The organism is Flavobacterium cyclinae, from assembly GCF_021172145.1.
In the GTDB taxonomy this organism is placed as follows: Bacteria; Bacteroidota; Bacteroidia; order Flavobacteriales; family Flavobacteriaceae; genus Flavobacterium; species Flavobacterium cyclinae.
The window spans coordinates 2,978,919-2,998,934 of sequence record NZ_CP089095.1; the positions used below are offsets into that span (position 1 = coordinate 2,978,919).

At 33.5% G+C, this 20,016-nt stretch carries 20 protein-coding genes; 5 read left to right on the forward strand and 15 right to left on the reverse strand.

Features of this window, described 5'->3' with window-relative positions:
* Positions 1–3: 3 nt before the first annotated feature.
* From LOS86_RS13465 to LOS86_RS13485, 5 genes are all read right to left on the reverse strand, one after another.
* A complete protein-coding gene (locus tag LOS86_RS13465; RefSeq protein WP_231842589.1) occupies positions 4–846 on the reverse strand; it encodes a thioredoxin fold domain-containing protein in 843 nt (280 codons plus the stop codon).
* 51 nt (positions 847–897) lie between these two features.
* Complete coding sequence (locus LOS86_RS13470) at positions 898–3,690, reverse strand: GH92 family glycosyl hydrolase (protein WP_231842590.1); 2,793 nt, start codon at positions 3,688–3,690, stop codon at positions 898–900.
* A 156-nt stretch (positions 3,691–3,846) separates the two neighbouring features.
* Positions 3,847–4,254: a hypothetical protein gene (locus LOS86_RS13475; protein ID WP_231842591.1), complete on the reverse strand. Its 408-nt coding sequence runs from the start codon at positions 4,252–4,254 to the stop codon at positions 3,847–3,849.
* Between the two features lie 35 nt (positions 4,255–4,289).
* Positions 4,290–5,309 carry a phenylalanine--tRNA ligase subunit alpha gene (gene pheS, locus LOS86_RS13480; RefSeq protein WP_231842592.1) on the reverse strand — a complete coding sequence of 340 codons (1,020 nt, stop codon included), beginning with the start codon at positions 5,307–5,309 and terminating at the stop codon, positions 4,290–4,292.
* A gap of 107 nt (positions 5,310–5,416) precedes the next feature.
* Complete coding sequence (locus LOS86_RS13485; RefSeq protein ID WP_194093791.1) at positions 5,417–5,773, reverse strand: hypothetical protein; 357 nt, start codon at positions 5,771–5,773, stop codon at positions 5,417–5,419.
* Between the two features lie 148 nt (positions 5,774–5,921).
* Between LOS86_RS13485 and LOS86_RS13490 the strand changes: the two genes are divergently transcribed.
* A complete protein-coding gene (locus LOS86_RS13490; protein WP_231842593.1) occupies positions 5,922–6,500 on the forward strand; it encodes a CvpA family protein in 579 nt (192 codons plus the stop codon).
* Here LOS86_RS13490 and LOS86_RS13495 read toward each other — a convergent pair.
* The 10 genes from LOS86_RS13495 to LOS86_RS13540 all read right to left on the reverse strand — a co-directional run bounded on the left by LOS86_RS13495 (position 6,497) and on the right by LOS86_RS13540 (position 16,307).
* The gene (locus LOS86_RS13495; RefSeq protein WP_231842594.1) at positions 6,497–6,823 is read right to left on the reverse strand and encodes a hypothetical protein; all 327 of its coding nucleotides are present in this window, start codon (positions 6,821–6,823) and stop codon (positions 6,497–6,499) included. The genes LOS86_RS13490 and LOS86_RS13495 overlap by 4 nt on opposite strands.
* Before the next feature lie 36 nt (positions 6,824–6,859).
* Complete coding sequence (locus LOS86_RS13500) at positions 6,860–7,618, reverse strand: tetratricopeptide repeat protein (RefSeq protein WP_231842595.1); 759 nt, start codon at positions 7,616–7,618, stop codon at positions 6,860–6,862.
* Positions 7,619–7,716: 98 nt separating this feature from the next.
* The gene (locus LOS86_RS13505) at positions 7,717–8,097 is read right to left on the reverse strand and encodes a GxxExxY protein (protein ID WP_231842596.1); all 381 of its coding nucleotides are present in this window, start codon (positions 8,095–8,097) and stop codon (positions 7,717–7,719) included.
* Positions 8,098–8,143: 46 nt separating this feature from the next.
* Entirely contained in the window at positions 8,144–9,919 is a 1,776-nt protein-coding gene (locus tag LOS86_RS13510) for a BatD family protein (RefSeq protein WP_231842597.1), read from the reverse strand.
* A gap of 3 nt (positions 9,920–9,922) precedes the next feature.
* Positions 9,923–10,678, reverse strand: coding sequence for a tetratricopeptide repeat protein (locus tag LOS86_RS13515; RefSeq protein WP_231842598.1), 756 nt, complete (start codon positions 10,676–10,678; stop codon positions 9,923–9,925).
* The gene (locus tag LOS86_RS13520; protein WP_231842599.1) at positions 10,671–11,714 is read right to left on the reverse strand and encodes a vWA domain-containing protein; all 1,044 of its coding nucleotides are present in this window, start codon (positions 11,712–11,714) and stop codon (positions 10,671–10,673) included. The genes LOS86_RS13515 and LOS86_RS13520 overlap by 8 nt, the downstream gene beginning before the upstream one ends.
* A gap of 11 nt (positions 11,715–11,725) precedes the next feature.
* Positions 11,726–12,730 (reverse strand): vWA domain-containing protein, encoded by a 1,005-nt coding sequence (locus LOS86_RS13525; protein WP_231842600.1) that lies wholly within the window; start codon positions 12,728–12,730, stop codon positions 11,726–11,728.
* The gene (locus LOS86_RS13530) at positions 12,730–14,346 is read right to left on the reverse strand and encodes a BatD family protein (RefSeq protein WP_231842601.1); all 1,617 of its coding nucleotides are present in this window, start codon (positions 14,344–14,346) and stop codon (positions 12,730–12,732) included. Before LOS86_RS13530 ends, LOS86_RS13525 begins: the two co-directional genes overlap by 1 nt.
* 5 nt (positions 14,347–14,351) lie before the next feature.
* A complete protein-coding gene (locus LOS86_RS13535) occupies positions 14,352–15,218 on the reverse strand; it encodes a DUF58 domain-containing protein (protein ID WP_111566576.1) in 867 nt (288 codons plus the stop codon).
* Between the two features lie 84 nt (positions 15,219–15,302).
* A complete protein-coding gene (locus LOS86_RS13540) occupies positions 15,303–16,307 on the reverse strand; it encodes an AAA family ATPase (protein WP_231842602.1) in 1,005 nt (334 codons plus the stop codon).
* Between the two features lie 175 nt (positions 16,308–16,482).
* Between LOS86_RS13540 and LOS86_RS13545 the strand changes: the two genes are divergently transcribed.
* The 4 genes from LOS86_RS13545 to LOS86_RS13560 all read left to right on the forward strand — a co-directional run bounded on the left by LOS86_RS13545 (position 16,483) and on the right by LOS86_RS13560 (position 19,961).
* On the forward strand, positions 16,483–17,355 hold the full coding sequence (locus LOS86_RS13545) for an aldo/keto reductase (RefSeq protein WP_231842603.1): 873 nt from the start codon (positions 16,483–16,485) through the stop codon (positions 17,353–17,355).
* Positions 17,356–17,427: 72 nt separating this feature from the next.
* Positions 17,428–18,579, forward strand: coding sequence for an ATP-binding protein (locus LOS86_RS13550; protein ID WP_231842604.1), 1,152 nt, complete (start codon positions 17,428–17,430; stop codon positions 18,577–18,579).
* The gene (locus LOS86_RS13555; RefSeq protein WP_231842605.1) at positions 18,572–19,309 is read left to right on the forward strand and encodes a metallophosphoesterase family protein; all 738 of its coding nucleotides are present in this window, start codon (positions 18,572–18,574) and stop codon (positions 19,307–19,309) included. The genes LOS86_RS13550 and LOS86_RS13555 overlap by 8 nt, the downstream gene beginning before the upstream one ends.
* 76 nt (positions 19,310–19,385) lie before the next feature.
* Positions 19,386–19,961 carry a PhnA domain-containing protein gene (locus LOS86_RS13560; protein ID WP_231842606.1) on the forward strand — a complete coding sequence of 192 codons (576 nt, stop codon included), beginning with the start codon at positions 19,386–19,388 and terminating at the stop codon, positions 19,959–19,961.
* Positions 19,962–20,016 lie beyond the last annotated feature (55 nt).

Genomic DNA, 20,016 nt, shown 5'->3' on the forward strand with positions numbered 1-20,016 from the left:
CTCTTATTCGAAATAGACTTCCGGATTATCTGTAATTTTTAACTTTAGGATATATTCTTTGTATTTTTCTTTTTTAGCGGTATCCCATTTTTTTATGGTTGGATCGTTCAATTCTTTCAGTACGATTTTTTCTAAATACGATTTTTCGGTTCCGGCTTTATAGCCTGTTTCAAAATCTTTTAGATTATCCAAATTGTTTATCCAATATTGAAAAAAACCGTTATCTGTTGATATAATAACTTGTTTTAAAACAATATAGCTTTTTTTAGTAGGTAATTCTTCTTTTTTAAACGATTCAAAAAGTTCTTGAGATACCTTTTTTAACATTGTTTCGTCTTTATGAATCAATAAAAAATCACAGTAAGCATAAAGTGTTCGAACAGTTCTATCACCTTTATCGTATTTAGCTTTTAAACTTGAAGTTCTATAATCGGGATGTTTTGCTTTTTTACCTTCATTGATAATATGATCGGTATCAACATTAACACCACTATGATGCAAAAAATTTTTCTTAGCATCAAAATACAAAAGCACCGGAACACTAGTAAAATGTAAATTCGCTTGGTTTAAAAAGGTTTCCTCATCTTCAGCTAAAGCACCATTGGTATCCATGGCATAACTGATGAAATTTTTGTTGTAATAAGCCGCTACTAAAGAATCGTTTTTAAGTAAATCGCCTAATCGTTTACAAACCGGACAATCGGAATTGTAATATTCGATAAAAACAATCTTGTTTTGCTCTTTAGCCTTTATAAATGCCTCTTGTAAAGAAGATTCAAAAACAACTTGTGCCGAAATGGTGCCTGATAAAACTAAAAATACAATACAAAAAAGCGCTCTTTTCATTTTTCATTTTTTTATTATTGTAAAAATAAAACTAAAAAGAGCGCCAAGTTGTTAATCAATTGTTATTTCGTCTATAAAAATAAAGGCATCACCACCAGCACCTTGATGCCAATCTGGTAATTTACCAAAGTTTTTTGCGATTACTTTTACGTAACGTGCTGTTTTCTTCTTGTCTAAAAGAACTCCAAATTCTCTAGTAAATGAATTTTCATCTTTAGGATCAATTCCACTATTTTTAGCAATATCAAGACTTCCAACAGAAGTAAAATTGACATTATCTGTTGAAATAAAAAACTCCAAATAAGTAGGCATCAAAATCCAAGAACGACTATCTTGTAGAAAATTTGCCTTAAACGAATTTAACTCTTTCACTTCTTTTAAATCCACCACCGCTTCAAAATCCTGACTTTGATAGCCTTGCCAATCGCCTTTTCTCCAGTTTTCGGTTCCTAAAATACCATCTAACAACCCTTCTGGACCACCGGCATGATATTGCGGATTGTAAACCGATTTAATATTGATGCTGTAATTGTTTGGTTTTTTGAAAAACGTTGCAGAAATGGTGTTACTTAATTCTCTATATTTATTGATTGAATAAGCGTAAATTTTTATTGATTTAGAAATTTCAAAAGGCGAAGTATATTCTACAAAATCTTCTGTATTTGTGAATGAATAGTATATTTTATCATTATTTTGAGATTTCATTTCAATTTTCAATTTATCTTTAAAAGCTTTGCTTTCAGCTTGAATTACTGGAACCTCAACAATAGTAGGATCAGCTGCAAATGCTAATATTTCTATAGCCTCCGAATCGAAATATTCAATTGTATTGACTTTTGAATCTTTTAAAATTACAATAGATGTATTATCCTCAAAGTTTAATTTAATTTTTTCAAAATAAGGTTTTGTTTTATCCCAAGCATTTCCTCCAGGTGTTACTTGATACATTCCCATCGAACTCAATACATACCAAGCGCTCATTTGTCCGCAGTCTTCGTTTCCAATTAAACCATCGGGTGTATTGGTGTAAAAATTATCTAAAATATACTTGACTTTTTCATTCGTTTTTTCTGGTTTTCCTACATAATTGTACAAATACGCCATGTGATGACTTGGTTCGTTCCCGTGTGCATATTGTCCGATTAAACCGGTAACATCTACTTGTTCTCTACCGGTAGTTTTGCTTTCGCTGTTGAACATTTCGTCTAATTTGGCTTCAAATTTTTCGGGTCCGCCATAAGCTTGAATCATTCCCTCAATATCTTGTGGTACGAAAAAAGAATATTGCCACGAATTACCTTCGGTAAAATTATTATTGACTTCTCTTGGGTCGAAAGGTTTGTCCCAACCGCCATTTTTCTTTGGACGCATAAAACCGGTTTCCCAATCGAAAATGTTTTTCCAGTTTTGAGAGCGTTTCATGAAATATTGGTAATCTTCATGATTTTCTAAAATTGCTGCCATTTGAGCAATACACCAATCGTCATAAGCATATTCTAAAGTTTTAGAAACGCTTTCGTGTTCGTCGTCAATCGAAATGAAACCGTTTTTCTTGTAGGCATCCAAGCCTAAAACATCACGCATAGCAGAAGCTTTACTCGCTTCAAAGGCTTTTTCGTAATCAAAACCTTTTATTCCTTTTACCATCGCATCAGCAATTACAGAAACCGAATGATAGCCAATCATACAATCCGTTTCATTGGAAGCTAATTCCCAAACCGGTAATCTTCCTCCTTGTTCATATTGTTTGATAAAGGTGTTGATGTAATCAGCTGTACGTTTTTTATCAATCAAAGTATACAACGGATGCGCGCCTCTAAACGTGTCCCAAAGCGAAAAAACCGTGTAGTAATCAAATCCTTCTGCAACATGAATTTTGTTGTCTCTACCGCGATATTTTCCGTCTAAATCTTGTGCAATATTTGGTTGCATCATGGTGTGATATAAAGCCGTGTAGAAAATCGCTAATTTATCTTTATCATCAGATGTGACTTCAATTTTTGATAATTCTTTGTTCCAAGCCGCAATAGCATCTTTATGAACTTTATCGAAATCCCAATGTTTAATTTCAGAACTATTTAATTTAGCTCCTTCATAACTTGTTGGTGAAAGTGATACTTTTACGAGAATTTTTTCTCCTTTTTTGACTTTTTTGAAAAAGAACACCCCGCTATTTTCTAATTCATTAAGAAAATCTACCCCTTTTTTAGGTATTAAAGTCATTTCTAAAGGAACATTAAACTCGATTCTTGCATAAACATATTGATCTCTTGCCCAAGCTTCACTTCTTCGTAATACTTCTATAGTTTTATCATCGATTACTCGAATTCTTCCTTCTAATAATTTGTCTCGATGATTCAAATCTAAAATAATATTGGCTAGTCCTGCTTTATTAAACGTATATTCATGAAAACCTACCCGAGTTGAAGTAGTTAAACGCACATCGATATTGTGTTTGTCTAATTTTACGGAGTAAAATCCAGCGGAAGCTTTTTCATTCGCATGTGAAAAAGTAGAAGAATACACTTTGTTATCAAATGAAGGTTCCCCCATTGTAGGCATCAACATTATATCGCCATAATCCGAAACACCGGTTCCGTTCAAATGCGTATGCGAAAATCCGTAAATCACATTATCGGAATAATGATAACCACCACAACCATCCCAACTGCCGTCAATTCTAGTATCAGGAGACAATTGCACCATTCCGTATGGCAAAGTAGCTCCAGGAAACGTGTGTCCATGACCTCCTGTTCCGATAAATGGATTTACATGTTTGGCATAATCTTGCGCTTGGGAAATAGTAGTAGTTAAAAAGGCTAAAGCGATAAGAAATGGTTTCATGTTGTGGTGTTGAAAAAATTTCTTAAAGGTAAAAATATTTTCTTTTTTTACGTCTGATAACTCAGATTTTATGGATTATCGAAAAGATAAAAATTAAAACCGCAGATTCGCAGATTTAGTATTTAATCTGCGAATCTGCGGTAATCTTTTTAAAATCTAATTCGCGAAAACGCCTCTTTTGTTTATGATTGGCAAATCGGCAGTAGCTTTTTCGTTGATGGTGTTTACTCGGAACACGAAGGTTTTATCGTATAATTGTCCGTTTGCGAAATACGACAATAGGAATTCGTTGTTCAATTGTAAAACATTATTTTCTAACAATTCAACTTTAACGGCGGTTCTTGGTTCAACTTTAGCAAACGCATGACGGAATGTTCCTGTTTTGCGTTCTTCTCCATTGATTAAACCATATGCACGAGAAACTACCATAGCCATTTCCAATAAATTATCGGTATCGTTTACTAAGTAAGCGTACCAAGAATTCTCCATAAAATCGTCGTTCCATTCTTGAAAAGCTACAATGTGAACGCCTTCAACTTTTGGGATGATAATGTCTTTTTTCATAATAGTAAGTGAGATTGCTTCGTTCCTTGCAATGACTAAATTGATGATTTAAATTGCTCTAAGAAACGCACATCGTTTTCGTAAAACATACGGATATCGCCAATTTGGTATAACAACATGGCAATACGCTCTACTCCCATTCCGAAAGCGAAACCAGTATGTTCATCAGGATTGATGCCGCAGTTTTTCAATACGTTTGGATCTACCATTCCACAACCACCAATTTCTAACCAACCGGTTCCTTTGGTGATTCTGTAATCGGTTTCTGTTTTTAATCCCCAATAAATATCGATTTCAGCACTTGGTTCTGTAAATGGGAAATACGAAGGACGTAAACGAATTTTTGATTTTCCGAACATTTCTTTCGTGAAATACAACAACGTCTGTTTTAAATCGGCAAAGGAAACGTCTTTATCAATATACAATCCTTCCACTTGATGAAAAATACAGTGCGAACGCGAAGAAACAGCCTCGTTACGGAACACTCTTCCTGGAGAAATTGTACGAATTGGCGGTTTGTTGTTTTCCATGTAACGCACTTGTACTGATGACGTATGGGTACGCAATAAAACATCTGGATTCGTTTGAATAAAAAACGTATCCTGCATATCTCTTGCTGGGTGATATTCTGGTAAATTTAATGCTGTAAAGTTGTGCCAATCGTCTTCGATTTCTGGACCTTCAGACACGTTGAAACCAATGGTTGAAAAAATATCAATCATTTGATTTTTTACAATAGAGATTGGGTGGCGCGAACCAATGTTCATTGCTTCTCCCGGACGCGTTGTGTCGCCGTAAATTCCTTTTGCTTCTTCTTTATTTTCTAAAGCATCTTGAATGGCTTTTACCTTTTCTTCTGCCGAAGTTTTCAATTCGTTGATTACTTGACCAAATTCTTTCTTTTGTTCGTTTGGAACATTTTTGAATTCGGCAAAAAAGTCTTTCAACAAGCCTTTACTTCCTAAATACTTGATTCGGAAAGCTTCTAATTGTTCTTTATTATCGGTTTGAAAAGCTTTTACTTCTTCAATATGGGCTTTAATCGTTTCTATCATCACTCGTTGTATAAAGGTGCAAATTTATGGATTTTTAATGAAAGTAAACAGTCTCAGTCACAGTTTTCAGAATTTACAAATTTGCCAACTGCGACTGCGACTGAAAACTAATCTATCAATTCTTTCTCTAAAAAGTAACTCACTATCGCTTCTTTCATTAGTACGGCTTGTTCGCCTGCTTTTAGTGGTGGTAATTCTTCTTTTACTTTATAATGCGGCCAACCATCGTTGTCGAAATATTCAAATTCGTAGTAACCGTAAGGTTCTAACAAACGACAAATGGCAATATGCATTAGGTTTACTTTTTCGTCTTTTTTGAAAGTAGCATGAATTTTTCCTAATTCTTGTACGCCAATTAAATAGATGATTCCCTCTAAATCAAGGGTTTCACCATCTGCGAATTTATTTGATAATATAGTGACAACGCTTTCCCAACGCTGTTTTAATTGTTCGTCTCTTGACATGTTTTTGGGTTTAAGGTGATGGGTGATGGGTGATGGGTTCCAATGACCAATTACCGATAACCAATTACCAAATTTCTTGCAAAGATAACAACAGAAAACCACTTTCAACAATTCTTTTATCTTTGTTCTTTATTCTATTTTCTTTCAAATGAGTTTTATTGATATTGTTTTTGCGGTTTTATTAGGTTTTGCGGTTTATAAAGGGTTGAAAAACGGACTTTTTGTTGAAGTAGCTTCTTTTGTGGCTTTGATATTAGGAGTTTATGTTGCCATTAAGTTTTCAGGTTTTGTGGGTGCGTTTTTTTCAGAAACATTCCCAACTTGGAATCCAAAATATTTAGAAATCACAGCTTTTATCATTACTTTTTTATTGGTAGTAATTGGCATTCATTTAAGCGCAAAAATTCTAACCAAATTAGCAGATTTTGCATTTTTAGGTTGGATTAACAAATTAGCCGGTGTGATTTTTAGCTTGTTGAAAACCATTTTAGCGTTGAGTGTTGTGCTTTTTATTTTGGAGAAAATCAATATTGACAACATGCTGCTTTCAAAAGAGACACAAGAGAGTTCCATTTTTTATAATCCAATTCAGAATATTTCAAAAGCGATTTATCCTACGATTGAAGGGTGGTATACTGAAATAAGTGAAAAGGCAAAAGGTAAAAGTAAAAAGGATAATGGTGATGGTGAACAATTGCAGTCATCAGAGGAGGAAAGTAAAAATTAAATTTTACTATTTATTAGTCTTATTATTTTATTAAAATCTTCATTATATTTATTAGAACTTAAATATTCCCAATTACCTTCGTTTTGTAAGGTAATTTTAAATAAAATAGGTTCTTCTTTAGCAAAAATTCGAGCGTTGAAAAATAAAATTTGGTACAATTGAAAATACCATTTTTTTCTTGAATCAATTATTTCAATTGATTTTACTTCTGAAAAATTAAAAGTTCTAAATTCCCAATAATCAATAGCTTTTATCTCAAAGTAATCAGTATATACTTTAATAATTGGATAGCCTTTTGCTTCAAAAACGATTGGTTCTTTCATCCTATTTTCTGAACACTTTCAACTGAACACTGAACACTATTCCTTCACTTCCCTAATCGCTTCTTTGTCAATCCACGCTTTGGTTTTGTCGGTTAGTTCAACTTGTTTCCAGTTGCCTAATTCTTCTAAGACGAAGACTTTTGTTCCTTCGTGAAGCGTTACCACATCTTCAGAACTGTTTTTTGGTTCGGCTTTCAAAGTTGTTGCTTCTGCAAAAACGATGGCTGGATTGTAATTCGCATCATATTTCTTCTGTAAAAAAGCCGAAAAAACGGTTACGCCAATTCCGACTAAAAACAATAGAAACAAACTGAAAAAAGTGCGTTTTAAAAACACGGTATTTCCAAAATAATATCCAAGAAAAGTAAGCAAAGTCAATAAAGCCATAAAAACAGCATTCCAAGCCCAAGTATCATAATGAAATATGCTTGTGAACTCTTTTACCATTTTCTTAAAACCGACTTCTGGAAGCACTTTAATGTCGTCTATTGCCATTTTTTGCGCAAAAGATAAGTTGATGTGAATGGCTTCGTCATCTGGGTTTAAAAGCAATGCTTTTTCGTAATTGTAAATCGATGGCGCTACTTTTCCTAGTTTGTAATAGCAATTGGCCAAATTAAAATATAAATCGGCCGATTCGTTGCCTTGGTTTACAATACTTTCAAAAGATTGTAAAGCTTGTTCATAATCGCCTTTGTTGTATAAATCGTTTGCTTTTTTGAAGGTAACATCAATGGATTCACTTGCATTGGCGAATTGAAATGTGAATATGAAAAGGAGAATGTATTTTTTCATTTTTAATCTTTTTTAACCACAAAGGGCACAAGGAAGGCACTATGAGCACTATGCTTTTATTTCAAAAATTAACCACTTAAGTGGTCACTAAGCTTTAGCTATAATATTCCGTTGATGACTCTTTGTACTCCGTTTTTTAAAAGTTTGACATTAAAATTAATTAACAACCCCAATTTACAATCGGTCAATTTTAAATAGGTTAATAACTGTGCTAAATGAACTTCGTTTAATGTTTCAACTGCTTTGATTTCAACAATAAATTTATCTTCAATAATAATATCTATTCTATAACCAACATCTAACTTTACTTCTTTATAAACTAGAGGTAATGGTTTTTGTTTTTCAACTTTAAGATTCGATTTTTTTAACTCGTAATATAAACATTCTTCATATGCACTTTCAAGTAAACCCGGACCTAATGCTTTATGAACTCGTAAAGCACAATCAAATACTATTTTAGAAATTTCTTGTTCCGTCATAATTCATTTTTTGGTGTTCGTTGTGCCTTCTTTGTGTCCTTTGTGGTTAGATTTGTTTTTCAAGTTCTGAAATTCGTTCCACAGCTCGTTCAAAATCATTGGTCATGGCAATATCGGTTGCTGGAGCATAACGAGCAAACTCGCAATCGTTCATTAATTCTATAAATCGATTAATACTTTCTTCTGAAGCATTTCTTTGTTGCAATAACTCTACAATATTTTCTTTACTCATTTCAACCGTTTCAATATGTAGCTTTGCCTTTAAGAAATTATGCAATGCTTTTTCCATAGCCATATAAAACGGTACTTTGTCGCCCATTTGTTTTTTCGCTTCCGACAAATATTTCTTTACTAATCGGTTATTATTTCTAACTCGGTTTCCAACCACGTCGGCATCTTTAGCTTCTTTTTGTTTTCTAGCAATCATCACAATTGGAATCAATAATAATGGTGCAAATAACAAACTATAAAACAATCCTGAACCTAAGAAATCTTCTCTTGATTTTGAAACAAACTCGGTTTTCAGCTTATTGTATTGGAATACTTCTTTTTTCTCGATGACTTGTTTGTTCGAACTTGGCACATTGGCTACTACTGTTCCATCTCCTTCTTCAACTTCTATTGTTATTTCTTTTGAAGTAATCGTTTTATAGGATTTACTTGCCAAATCATAATATGAAAACGTTAATGGTTTGATGGTATATTTTCCTTTAAATTGAGGAATTATGGTGTATTTATCCGAAATTTTACCCGTCATTCCCGTTAATGGTGTTTGTACATTTTCGGTATGAGAAGGTTCGTACATTTCCAAAGCACTAGGGGCAACAGGTTTTGGTAACGTAAATAATTTTAAATTTCCTTTACCCGAAACACTTACCTCTAAATCTAAAGATTCGCCTGCTTTTAACTTTGTTTTGGATGGAATTACATTAAAATCAAAATTTCCAACAGCGCCTGAATAGCTTTCTGGTTTTCCTTTTTCAGGAAGTGATTTTACATTTATAGTTTGCGTTCCTGTAGAAAGAGATTTTTCAATTACTCGCATTTCATATTCACCAAACCAATCGCGACGGCCTGTTGGTACCTCAGCATCTAAATCAATTTTAAATGGTTCTATAGTTTTAGCGCCTGCTTCTAATGGATATAAAATTACTTTTCGAAGCACCACCATGCTATAATCTTTTCCATTGTATTTTCCACGTTCAGCGCGCAATTGTTTCATGTCGATATACTGACTCCAGAAATCATCATATTTTGGCGCTTTGAAATTTCTGAAATTCCCAACAGTCGAACGAGGTTCGAAATATAATTTGTAAACTACTGTAACTGGTTCATTTACAAACGGATTTTTTGTGGATAATTCGGCTACTAGATGAATTCCTTCTCCATAATTGACATTAGTAGGTTGCTGTCCTGGATACGTTGGCATTTGAATAGGATCAGTAATCGTGATTTTTATTGGTGCCGATTTATATACCGTTCCATCATATTCAATTGAAGCAGCACCAATGGTGAATGTCCCTTTTTTAGTAGGTGTTAAATAGTAAATAACTTGAGTAGAAATTTCTCTTTTTTGTGTTACTTTTCCATTTACAATCGTAATCGCAGTTTGATTTCCTCTATTAATGAAAGGGCCTTCTGCTTTAAAACTAGGAAATTTTGGCGGTTCAAAATTATCTCCTTCATTGTTTATGGTAAAAACCAATTGAATACGTTCATTTAGTCCATACGAACTTCTTTCTGTTTGCGCTTCAAATTTAACTTGAGCGGAAACAGTGGTATAAAAAATGGATACGAATAAAACTAAAAATATCTTTTTCATTTTTTACCAATCTTTTTCATTAGAAACGGGACGCCCTTTTACTTTCTTTGCATTTACTTTGTCCTGAACTTTCTTTTCAGCATTATTAACCGCATCTAAAATATTATCGATGCGTTGTTTATCGGCTCCGCTTGGTTTTGGATTTTCTTTTTTATCCTCTTTTTTATCTCCATCACTAGGATTTTCTTTCTTGTCGTCGCCTTTATTTTTGTCTTGGTCTTTGTTATTATTCCCTTTGTCGTTTTTGTTATTTTCTGGTTGCGGTTTATTCTGATTGCCTCCGCCACCATTCTTATCTTTATTATCTTTCTTATCGTTTTTTGGAGGTGGATTTTCTTTCTTTTTCTTTTTTGCCAATGCATAATTATAACGCGTTTCTTCGTCATACGGATTGTTTCTAAGCGCGTTTTTATAAGCATCCACCGCTAAATCATATTTTTTTTCTAACATGAATGTGTTGCCCAAATTATGATAAATTCGGTGTTTTTCTTCTTTTGTTTTTGCGTGCTCTAAGGCTTGAATATATTTGATTTGTGCTTCACCTTGTTGGTTTTGACGATATACGCTATTTCCTAAATTATATCCCGCAGTGGCTTTTTTAGGTGATTTTTTCGATTCGGTTACACGAAAATCAGCTTCAGCATCAGCGTATTTTTTTTCTTTAAAGGACTGATTTCCATTATACAAATTTTTGTCTTTTTCTTGTCCAAAAAGAAAAAAAGAATGTAATACTACTAATAGGTAAACTATCTTACGCATGTTTCTTTTCATTAAATAAGTTTAACTTTTGCACCCATGCTGTTTTTTTCTCCAAAAGGAAAACATCTACTAACAACAATAAAAATCCTAAAGCTAAAAACCATTGGTATTGCGATTCAAAATCGGCAATTTGTTGTGATTCGAATTCAGATTTTTCAATTTTATCTAAGGATTTTTTTATTTCCTCAACCACATTTTTTGTAGTGGTTCCTAGAATATATTTTGATTTTGTGTTATCGGCTAACTTCTTTAAAACTTCAGGATATAACTTCGTAATTACTGTTTGTCCTTCTTGATCTTTTTTATACGAAGCGATAGTTCCTTTGTCATCACGAAGCGGAATTGGACCTCCTTTTTCAGTTCCAACACCAATGCTTATAATTCGAACTCCTTTTTCTTTTGCCATTTCAATTGCATCATCTACTCCATCACCATGATCTTCTCCATCTGAAATTAAGACAATTAACTTACTGGTATCTTTAACATCAAAATAATCAACAGCTAATTGAATGGCATCACTAAATGCAGTTCCTTGCGAAGACACCATATTGGTATTCATGCTTTGCAAGTACATTTTTGCAATGCTGTAATCAGTGGTCATGGGTAAAACTGGGTAGGCACTTCCGGCATAACCTACAATTCCAACTCTATCGTTTCCTAATTGGTTAATGATTTGCGAAACGATTTGCTTGGTTTTTTCCAATCGGTTTGGTGCAACATCTTCGGCAAGCATACTTTTTGAAATATCAACCGCAAACACAATATCAATTCCTTGACGTTTTACCGTTTCCATTTTTGTTCCCATTTTTGGGTTCACCAAAGCAATAATAATACAAGCCAATGCTAATAACAAAACTCCTAATTTTAAAGCAGGTTTAAAACTCGATTTTTCTGGTGCCAATTGATTAAACAATTCCAGATCGGCAAAAACAGCTTGTCTTTTTCTTTTCCAAAACAAATTGAATAGAAAAAGTGCCACTATTATGGGTAATAGCGCTAATAAGTAAAAATATATTGGACTTTCTAATTCAAACATTGTTTTTCTTTCTAAACGATTCCTCTAAAAACTGAATTTCGTAATAATACCTCAACGCCTAACAATATAAAAGCGATTAATACAAACGTTTTGTATTTCTCATCGTAGTTGTAAAATTTCTTTTCATCAATTTCGGTAGTTTCTAACTTATTGATTTCGTCGTAAATGGCTTGTAATTTTTTATTTGATGTAGCTCTAAAATATTTTGCTTCAGTAGTTTTAGCAATTTCTTTCATTAAGCTTTCATCAATTTCAACAGGCATTTTTCTAAATACTAACTTTCCATTATTATCTTTTGCAACAGGAAACAAGGCTTGACCGTTAGTTCCAATTCCGATAGTGTAAACTTTAATGCCGTATTCTTTGGCAATTTCAGAAGCGGTTCTAGGATCGATAGTTCCTGAATTGTTTACACCATCCGTTAATAAAATGATGATTCTGCTTTTCGCTTTGCTGTCTTTAATTCTATTAATTGCGGTTGCTAAACCAACACCTATTCCGGTTCCATCAGCAATAATAGAATCATCGTATTCAATAGTTTTTAACGATTGTAAAATGATGGTTTTATCTGAAGTTACAGGAGTTCTCGTATAACTTTCACCCGCATAAACAACTAATCCAATTCTGTCGTTAATTCTATCTTGTACAAAGGTTGAAGCTACTTTTTTAAGCGCCTCTAACCGATTTGGTTTTAAATCATTGGCCAACATACTACTCGAAACGTCAATTGCCATTACAATATCGATTCCTTTAGTGGTTTTCGATTTTGAAGTTACGTCAACACTTCTTGGTCGGGCTAAGGCGATTATGATAGAACTTAAAGCTAAAATTCGCAACACGTGTAAAAAGGGTTTGGCTTTAGCTAAGAACGTTCTATTTTGTTTAAATGGCTCTAATGAACTCATTTTTACCGTTGCCGAAAGTTGGTTTCTTTTGTAAAATAGCCAACCTATTGCTATTGGTATCACCAAAAACAACCATAAAAATTCCGGATTTAAAAAAGATACTTTTCCCATTATTTTTTAGGTTTTCTTAGTTCAATTGAATTTTGAATTTTTTCTACAATCTCTTTTGCGTGTTCATCTTGTTCTTTGAAAATAAAGAAGAATTCTTGAGCACCTCCAGGTTGAGATAATACCATAATATCGTATTCCATTTTTACATCTTCTTCTCTTACTGGATCAAAAGCAGTAAAGGTTCCAAATGCTTTTTTGCCCGAAAGTCCTTTTACATTTTCAAATTCACCCGTTTTTACGATAATATTTTTAGCTCCAAAGTTTTCTAATTCTCGCAAATCAGTTTCCAGAGCTACATCTAAATCTATTTTTGTAGTGTCCTTGAAGGCTGTTGTATTTAAAACAATTGAAAAATTATCAATAATACTTCCGTATGCAAAACGACTGGTTGCTTTTACGTTTTCTGGTAAGTTATTTTGGATTTTCTCATCGATGGTTCGTTTTAACACTTTTGGTGTTGAAATAATTATTGCTGGTTCTCCGTATTCGGAAGTTATCCATTCTTTTTCCAATAATTCTTCTGTTGAGTGACCAATATAATTGTCTTTGATAAAATCAAATCCCACAGTGTAAGCAAAAATTACGATTGAAGCCACCAATAAAAAAGCGGAAATTCCGATTGACATCACCAAACGTTTGAATTTTTGCTTTTGCATTTCTTTCTTACGTACTTCCTCTGCAAATAAAATAGCCGCTTGATCTTCGGTTCGTGGTAAAGCTTTGTCAATTACCAATAAGAATTTATCGATGATTTTTTTATCGGTTTCAATTTCGAAAGGTAGCGGTTGCGATTTAGCAAATTTTACCAAATCAGAATTTTCTAACACTTTCTTGAATTTGTCTAATTCTTCACGATTGACAAACATTTTTTTGTCGGCAATTGCTTTTTTTAAGGCTTCTAGCAATTCACTAGAAGTACTTTCCATTGCTGGAATATGGATGGATTCTTCGATGTACGTTCTGGTGATATCGGTCATTTCAGAATAGTATTCTTTCACATCACCGCGTTGTACTAATTGTTTTTTATCTAAGTTTTGAAGATACGCAATCGCTTTTTCAATTGGCGAAGCGAAAAATTCTTCTTTTTGCTCTTTGTCTTTTTGTAATCTTTTGATGATGAAGTACGATGCAAATCCAGAAGCCACAATCAAAACCAATAAAATCAAAAGTTTCCACCATTCGCTCATCGGTTTTTCTTCGGTGGCGATGATGTCTTTGATGTCGTACATTTGTTGCTTTGTAGTATCAACTTTTACATCGTTTACCAAAATCGAAAGTGAATCGGTACGGAATTCTTTCTGATTGATTTTCACCAATAACTTAGGAATTACATAGCGTCCGGAATCAAATTGGGTTAACCCGTACTTTTTGATTAATTCGTATTGGTTGTCGTTCTTAACTGTGTCAATTGGATACGATTCTAATATTTCCAAAGCACCAAAAAACTTCCCATCTGGAAAAACGACTTTATCTTTTGCGTTTACTTTTGCTTTGATGGTTAAATTGAATTGCGATCCAATTTTAATTTGAGTTGAGTCAATAGAAGTCGAGATTTGTTGGGCAAACCCAAAAAATCCGAACAATAAAGCAATATATAAGTAAAGTTTATTTTTCATTTTTCTTAATTACGCGCTTTAAAATAACCTAATAATTTGGTTACATAGCTTTCATCCACTCTTGAACTAATCGTTCCTGCTCCACATTTTGAAAAAATATCTTTGAAATAATTTACGTTTTCACGATAGTATTTTTCGTAATCCATTCGCACTTTTTTTGACGTGGTATCAACTAAAAGCGTTTCGCCTGTTTCAGCATCTAACATATTTACAATACCAATATTTGGAATACTTTCTTCTCTTTGGTCAAAAACTCGAATTCCGGTTACATCATGTCGTTTTGAAGCGATTTTCAACGTGTGTTCGTAATCTTTCACCATGAAATCGGAAATTAAAAACACGATGGCTTTCTTTTTCAAAACGCTTGATAAATATTTCAAAGCTTGCGATAAATCGGTTTTTTTGCTTTTCGATTCGAATTCGATTAACTCGCGAATGATTCGTAAAACATGCGATTTTCCTTTTTTAGGTGGAATAAACAATTCGATTTGGTCCGAAAACAAAAGCAAACCTATTTTATCATTATTCTGAGTTGCCGAAAACGCTAATGTGGCAGCAATTTCAGTAACCATATCGCGTTTTAGTTGATTTTTTGTACCAAAACTTTCTGAACCCGAAATATCTACCATCAACATCATGGTTAATTCGCGTTCTTCTTCAAATACTTTTACGAAAGGTTCGTTATAGCGTGCGGTTACATTCCAATCGATAGCTCTTACGTCATCACCGTATTGGTATTGGCGCACTTCTGAAAACGTCATCCCGCGTCCTTTAAACGACGTGTGATATTCTCCCGAAAAGATATGATCACTCAATCTTCGGGTTTTGATTTCAATTTTTCGAACTTTCTTTAGAATTTCTTTGGTATCCATTTCTATTAGTTGGCAGTCGCAGTTAACAGTCGCAGTTTAAGAATAGAATTATCTGAACACTGAGACTGAACACTGATAACTAAATTAAGGCACTTCAACTTCGTTAACAATTCTGCTAATAATGTCTTCTGTGGTTACATTTTCAGCTTCTGCTTCGTAGGTGATTCCAATTCTGTGACGTAATACATCGTACACTACAGCACGAACGTCTTCTGGAATTACATACCCTCTACGTTTGATGAAAGCGTAACATTTAGCAGCAGTGGCTAAGTTGATACTTCCACGAGGCGAAGCTCCAAAACTGATTAATGGTTTTAGACTTTCTAATTTATATTTTTCAGGATAACGTGTTGCGAAAATTAAATCTAAAATGTATTTCTCGATTTTCTCGTCCATGTATACTTCACGAACGGCTTCTTGCGCTCTTAAAATTTGCTCTAACGAAACCACTTGGTTTACTTTTTCAAAAGCACCTTTTAAATTTTGACGAATTACGTGACGCTCTTCTTCCATTTTTGGATAATCGATCACCACTTTTAGCATGAAACGGTCAACTTGTGCTTCTGGTAATGGATAGGTTCCTTCTTGATCAACAGGGTTTTGCGTTGCCATTACCAAGAATGGTTTGTCTAACTTAAACGTTTCGTCACCAATGGTAACTTGCTTTTCTTGCATGGCTTCTAACAAAGCCGATTGTACTTTTGCTGGCGCACGGTTAATCTCATCTGCTAGTACGAAGTTGGCAAAAATAGGTCCTTTACGAATGGTAAAGTCATTTTGTTTGATGTTGTAAATCATAGTTCCTACTACATCGGCAGGTAACAAATCAGGTGTAAACTGAATACGACTGAACGAACCATGAACAGCTTGTGAAAGCGTATTAATGGCTAAGGTTTTAGCCAATCCAGGAACACCTTCCAATAAAATATGTCCTTGACCTAACAAACCTATTAATAATCGTTCGACCATGTGTTTTTGACCTACGATTACCTTATTCATTTCCATTGTAAGTAAGTCTATAAAAGCACTTTCTCTTTCAATCTTTTCATTAATTGCTCTAATGTCTAAGGTGGCTATATTTTCTTCCATTTTGGTTAAATTTTTACGCTGTGAAATTAACAACATTTTTTGACGCTGCAAATTGAATTTTTTTTTGGTTTTAAGTTGTTAACATTGCGTTAAAAATGCATAAAAAAGGTTGATTTTATGAGTGTTTTATGATTCTATTTTATAATTTTAAGAAAAAATTTAAAATACAACTATTATGCCTATAAAATTATCGCCTGTTATTGCAGGAGTTATGAATTGGGGTATTTGGGATAAAAACCTAAATACCAAAGAGTTTACTCATTTAATTAATTTATTTGTTGAAAATGGTATTTCCACTTTTGATCATGCGGATATTTATGGAGGTTATACTACTGAAGCTGCCTTTGGAAAAGCGCTTTCTGAAAGTAAAATTGATCGCAAAAAAATTCAGTTGATTACTAAATGTGGTATTCAATATACTACTGAAAATAGACCTAACAATTGGATTAAACATTACGAATATTCTAAAGATTATATTATTTGGTCAGCCGAAAATTCATTAAAAAATTTACAAACCGATTATTTGGATGTATTATTACTTCATCGTCCAAGTCCGTTAATGCAAGCTGATGAAATTGCAGAAGCGGTTTCTAAATTAAAAGCAGATGGAAAAATTCTATCTTTTGGAGTTTCAAATTTTACATCTTCTCAAACCGAATTATTACGTCAGAAAACCGAAATTTCTTTTAACCAAGTGCAATTTTCGGCAACCCATCATGAAGCGATGTTAGACGGAAGTTTCGATTACATGCAAATTCACAATATTAAACCAATGGCTTGGAATCCGCTAGGAACGGTTTTTAGAGAAAATACGGATCAAACCTTTAGATTGCGTCAGCTTTTGGCTAAGTTGGTGGAGAAATATCATATAGGTTCTGATATTATTTTATTGGCTTGGATTATGCAACATCCTGCTGGAATTTCTCCAGTGGCAGGAACGGTTAATTCGGGAAGAATTCAGCAATTGATGAAAGCAAAATCATTAGTTTTAGACAAACAAGATTGGTTTGCTATCTGGACGGAAAGTATGGGAAATAAAGTGCCTTAATTTAGTTTTCAGTCGCAGTTTTCAGTCGCAGAACAGCACTGTAAACTGAGACTGAGACTGCAAACCAAAACAATGATCAACAAGCGACTTCTTATCAAAAATCTTTTAGCTCATCATGATGAGAATAGTTTTTATGATAAGAAGCGGCAATTGAACTTACACACTAAAGAAGGGAAAGCCAAGTTTTTAAAGCACATCTGTGCGCTTTCTAATTCCAATCCTAGTAATAATTCTTATATTGTGGTGGGGGTTGAAGACGAAACCAATGAAATTGTTGGAGATGATTTTTTTGACGACAGCCGAATTCAGAATTTAGTGAATGCTTTTTTGGAAAATCCACCAAAAATTCAGTACGAAAATGTGCCTTTTCCGAATCTTCCAAAAGATAAAGTAGTAGGATTGGTTACTATTAAACCAAAATCAAAAACTTCCTATTTTAAAAAAGGCATTCACACCATTGAAGCGAATACTTACTTCGTTAGAAAAGGAAGTAACACAACACCTACTTCAGAAAAAATTCCGTATTCTAAACAAAATGTAGAAACCGTTATTAGTATTGAAAACAGTTCGCGAAACAGCATTGAAAACACTTTAGAAAGTGTCTTAGATTTCATTAATAATCGCCATAAAGATTTACCTTCTAAATACAAAGTTTTCAAAGAGTTGTTTGTGGTATGCTGGGCAGGAAACAAGAAAAAAATTCGGGATAAAGAATATTATTCACGAGTGGATATTGAATTGGTTAATGAGCAAGTAAAATTGTTTTATTCTGCACTAGATGAAGTTAGTATTGAATACGATGAAAGCAGTTTTTCTATTACCGAATACATTTCACTGGGTTTAAACGACAAGACGAGTTACTATCCTTTTGAAAAAGTTACGCTTACGTTTTTTGATAATGGGTATTATAAAATAAATTCCGAAATGTTATTTGAGCCACCGCAATACAATCGGAAAATGTTGCATCACATTTATAATTCTAATTTAAGTCTATTGGGAAAACTTCAAAAGGGATTACTTTTGCAACCTAATGAGTTCCTTGATTTAGAAAACTTACCGCAAATTATGATGATTTGTTATTTAAACGGATTTGAGGATGCCAAACAAAAATTAATTGATGCTAAACCTTATCTTAAATCGTTAGAAAATCCTATCGCTTATGTCTCTTTTAAAGAAGTAATGCGAATTTTAAGAAAAATGAAATACAACACAAGAAATGAATAGAAAATTAGTTATTGGTGACATCCATGGCGGATTAAAAGCGTTACATCAGGTTTTGGATAAAGCAAAAGTGACTTCAAAAGACACTCTGATTTTTTTAGGAGATTTTGTTGATGGTTGGAGCGAATCGCCAGCGGTTTTAGATTTTCTTATTCAATTAGAACAACAACAAAATTGCATATTTATCAAAGGAAATCATGATGATTTAGTATTAAAATGGTTAACTACTAATAAAGAAGGCTTTGATGAGAAAATGTGGTTTCAACATGGTGGTGAAGCAACTTCATTGAGTTATGAACGAGTAGATGAAGCCACAAAAGAAAAACATATTACGTTTCTGAAATCGCTAAAAAACTACTATTTAGATGATGAAAATCGATTGTTTATTCATGCAGGATTTACCAATGTAAGAGGTGTTGATTTCGAATTTTTCAAACCACTATTTTATTGGGATAGAACGTTATGGGAAATGGCATTAGCTCTTGATCCGAATCTTTCAAAAGATCATATTTCGTATCCCAATCGATTAAAATTGTATCATGAAATTTACATTGGACATACTCCAGTTACTAAAATAAATGAAGCCATTCCAGTGAATAAAGCTTGTATTTGGAACGTAGATACGGGTGCCGCTTTCAAAGGAAAACTTACAATTATGGACATCGAAACAAAGGAATTTTGGCAAAGTGATGCCTTACCTGATTTGTATCCAGATGAAAAAGGAAGAAATTAATTCCTTTTTTTTATGCTATTCTAATACAATTTATACCTTTGCTTCAAATTATTTATTTACGTAAAATCCATTCAAAATGAGTGTAATAGAAAAAAAACTGAAAGACCGCAGTGGTTCAGTTTGCGAAATTAGTGGTACCGAACATGATTTAGTTGTGTACACGTTGCCACCTCACACTGCAGAAAGTTTAGAACATTCGGTTTTGGTTGCAAAACATTTAAAAGACCAAATTGAAAACCCTGAAACCATGAATGAAAACGATTGGAGAGGGTTATCAGAAAGTATGTGGAACGAACATTTGCCGGTTCAAATTTTATCTTGGCGCATGTTAGCGCGTTTGAAAAACAACGATTTGCTTGACATGATGTATTTAGACGAAGAAGCCTTAGAATGGGCAAAAGCAACTGGTGAAGGCGAAGAAGAAGACGAAAACAAAATTGTACATAAAGACAGTAACGGCGTTATTTTACAAGATGGCGACTCAGTAGTATTGATTAAAGATTTAGATGTAAAAGGTGCTACTTTTACCGCAAAACGTGGAGCTGCCGTGCATAACATTAAATTAGTTTGGGACGATGCTAACTTAATTGAAGGTAGAGTAGAAAACCAAAGTATTTACATTTTGACGCAGTACGTGAAGAAAACGAAGTAGTTTTCAATGTGGCAATGTGCCGATGTGGTAATTTAGTAATGTGATAATAGAAAAC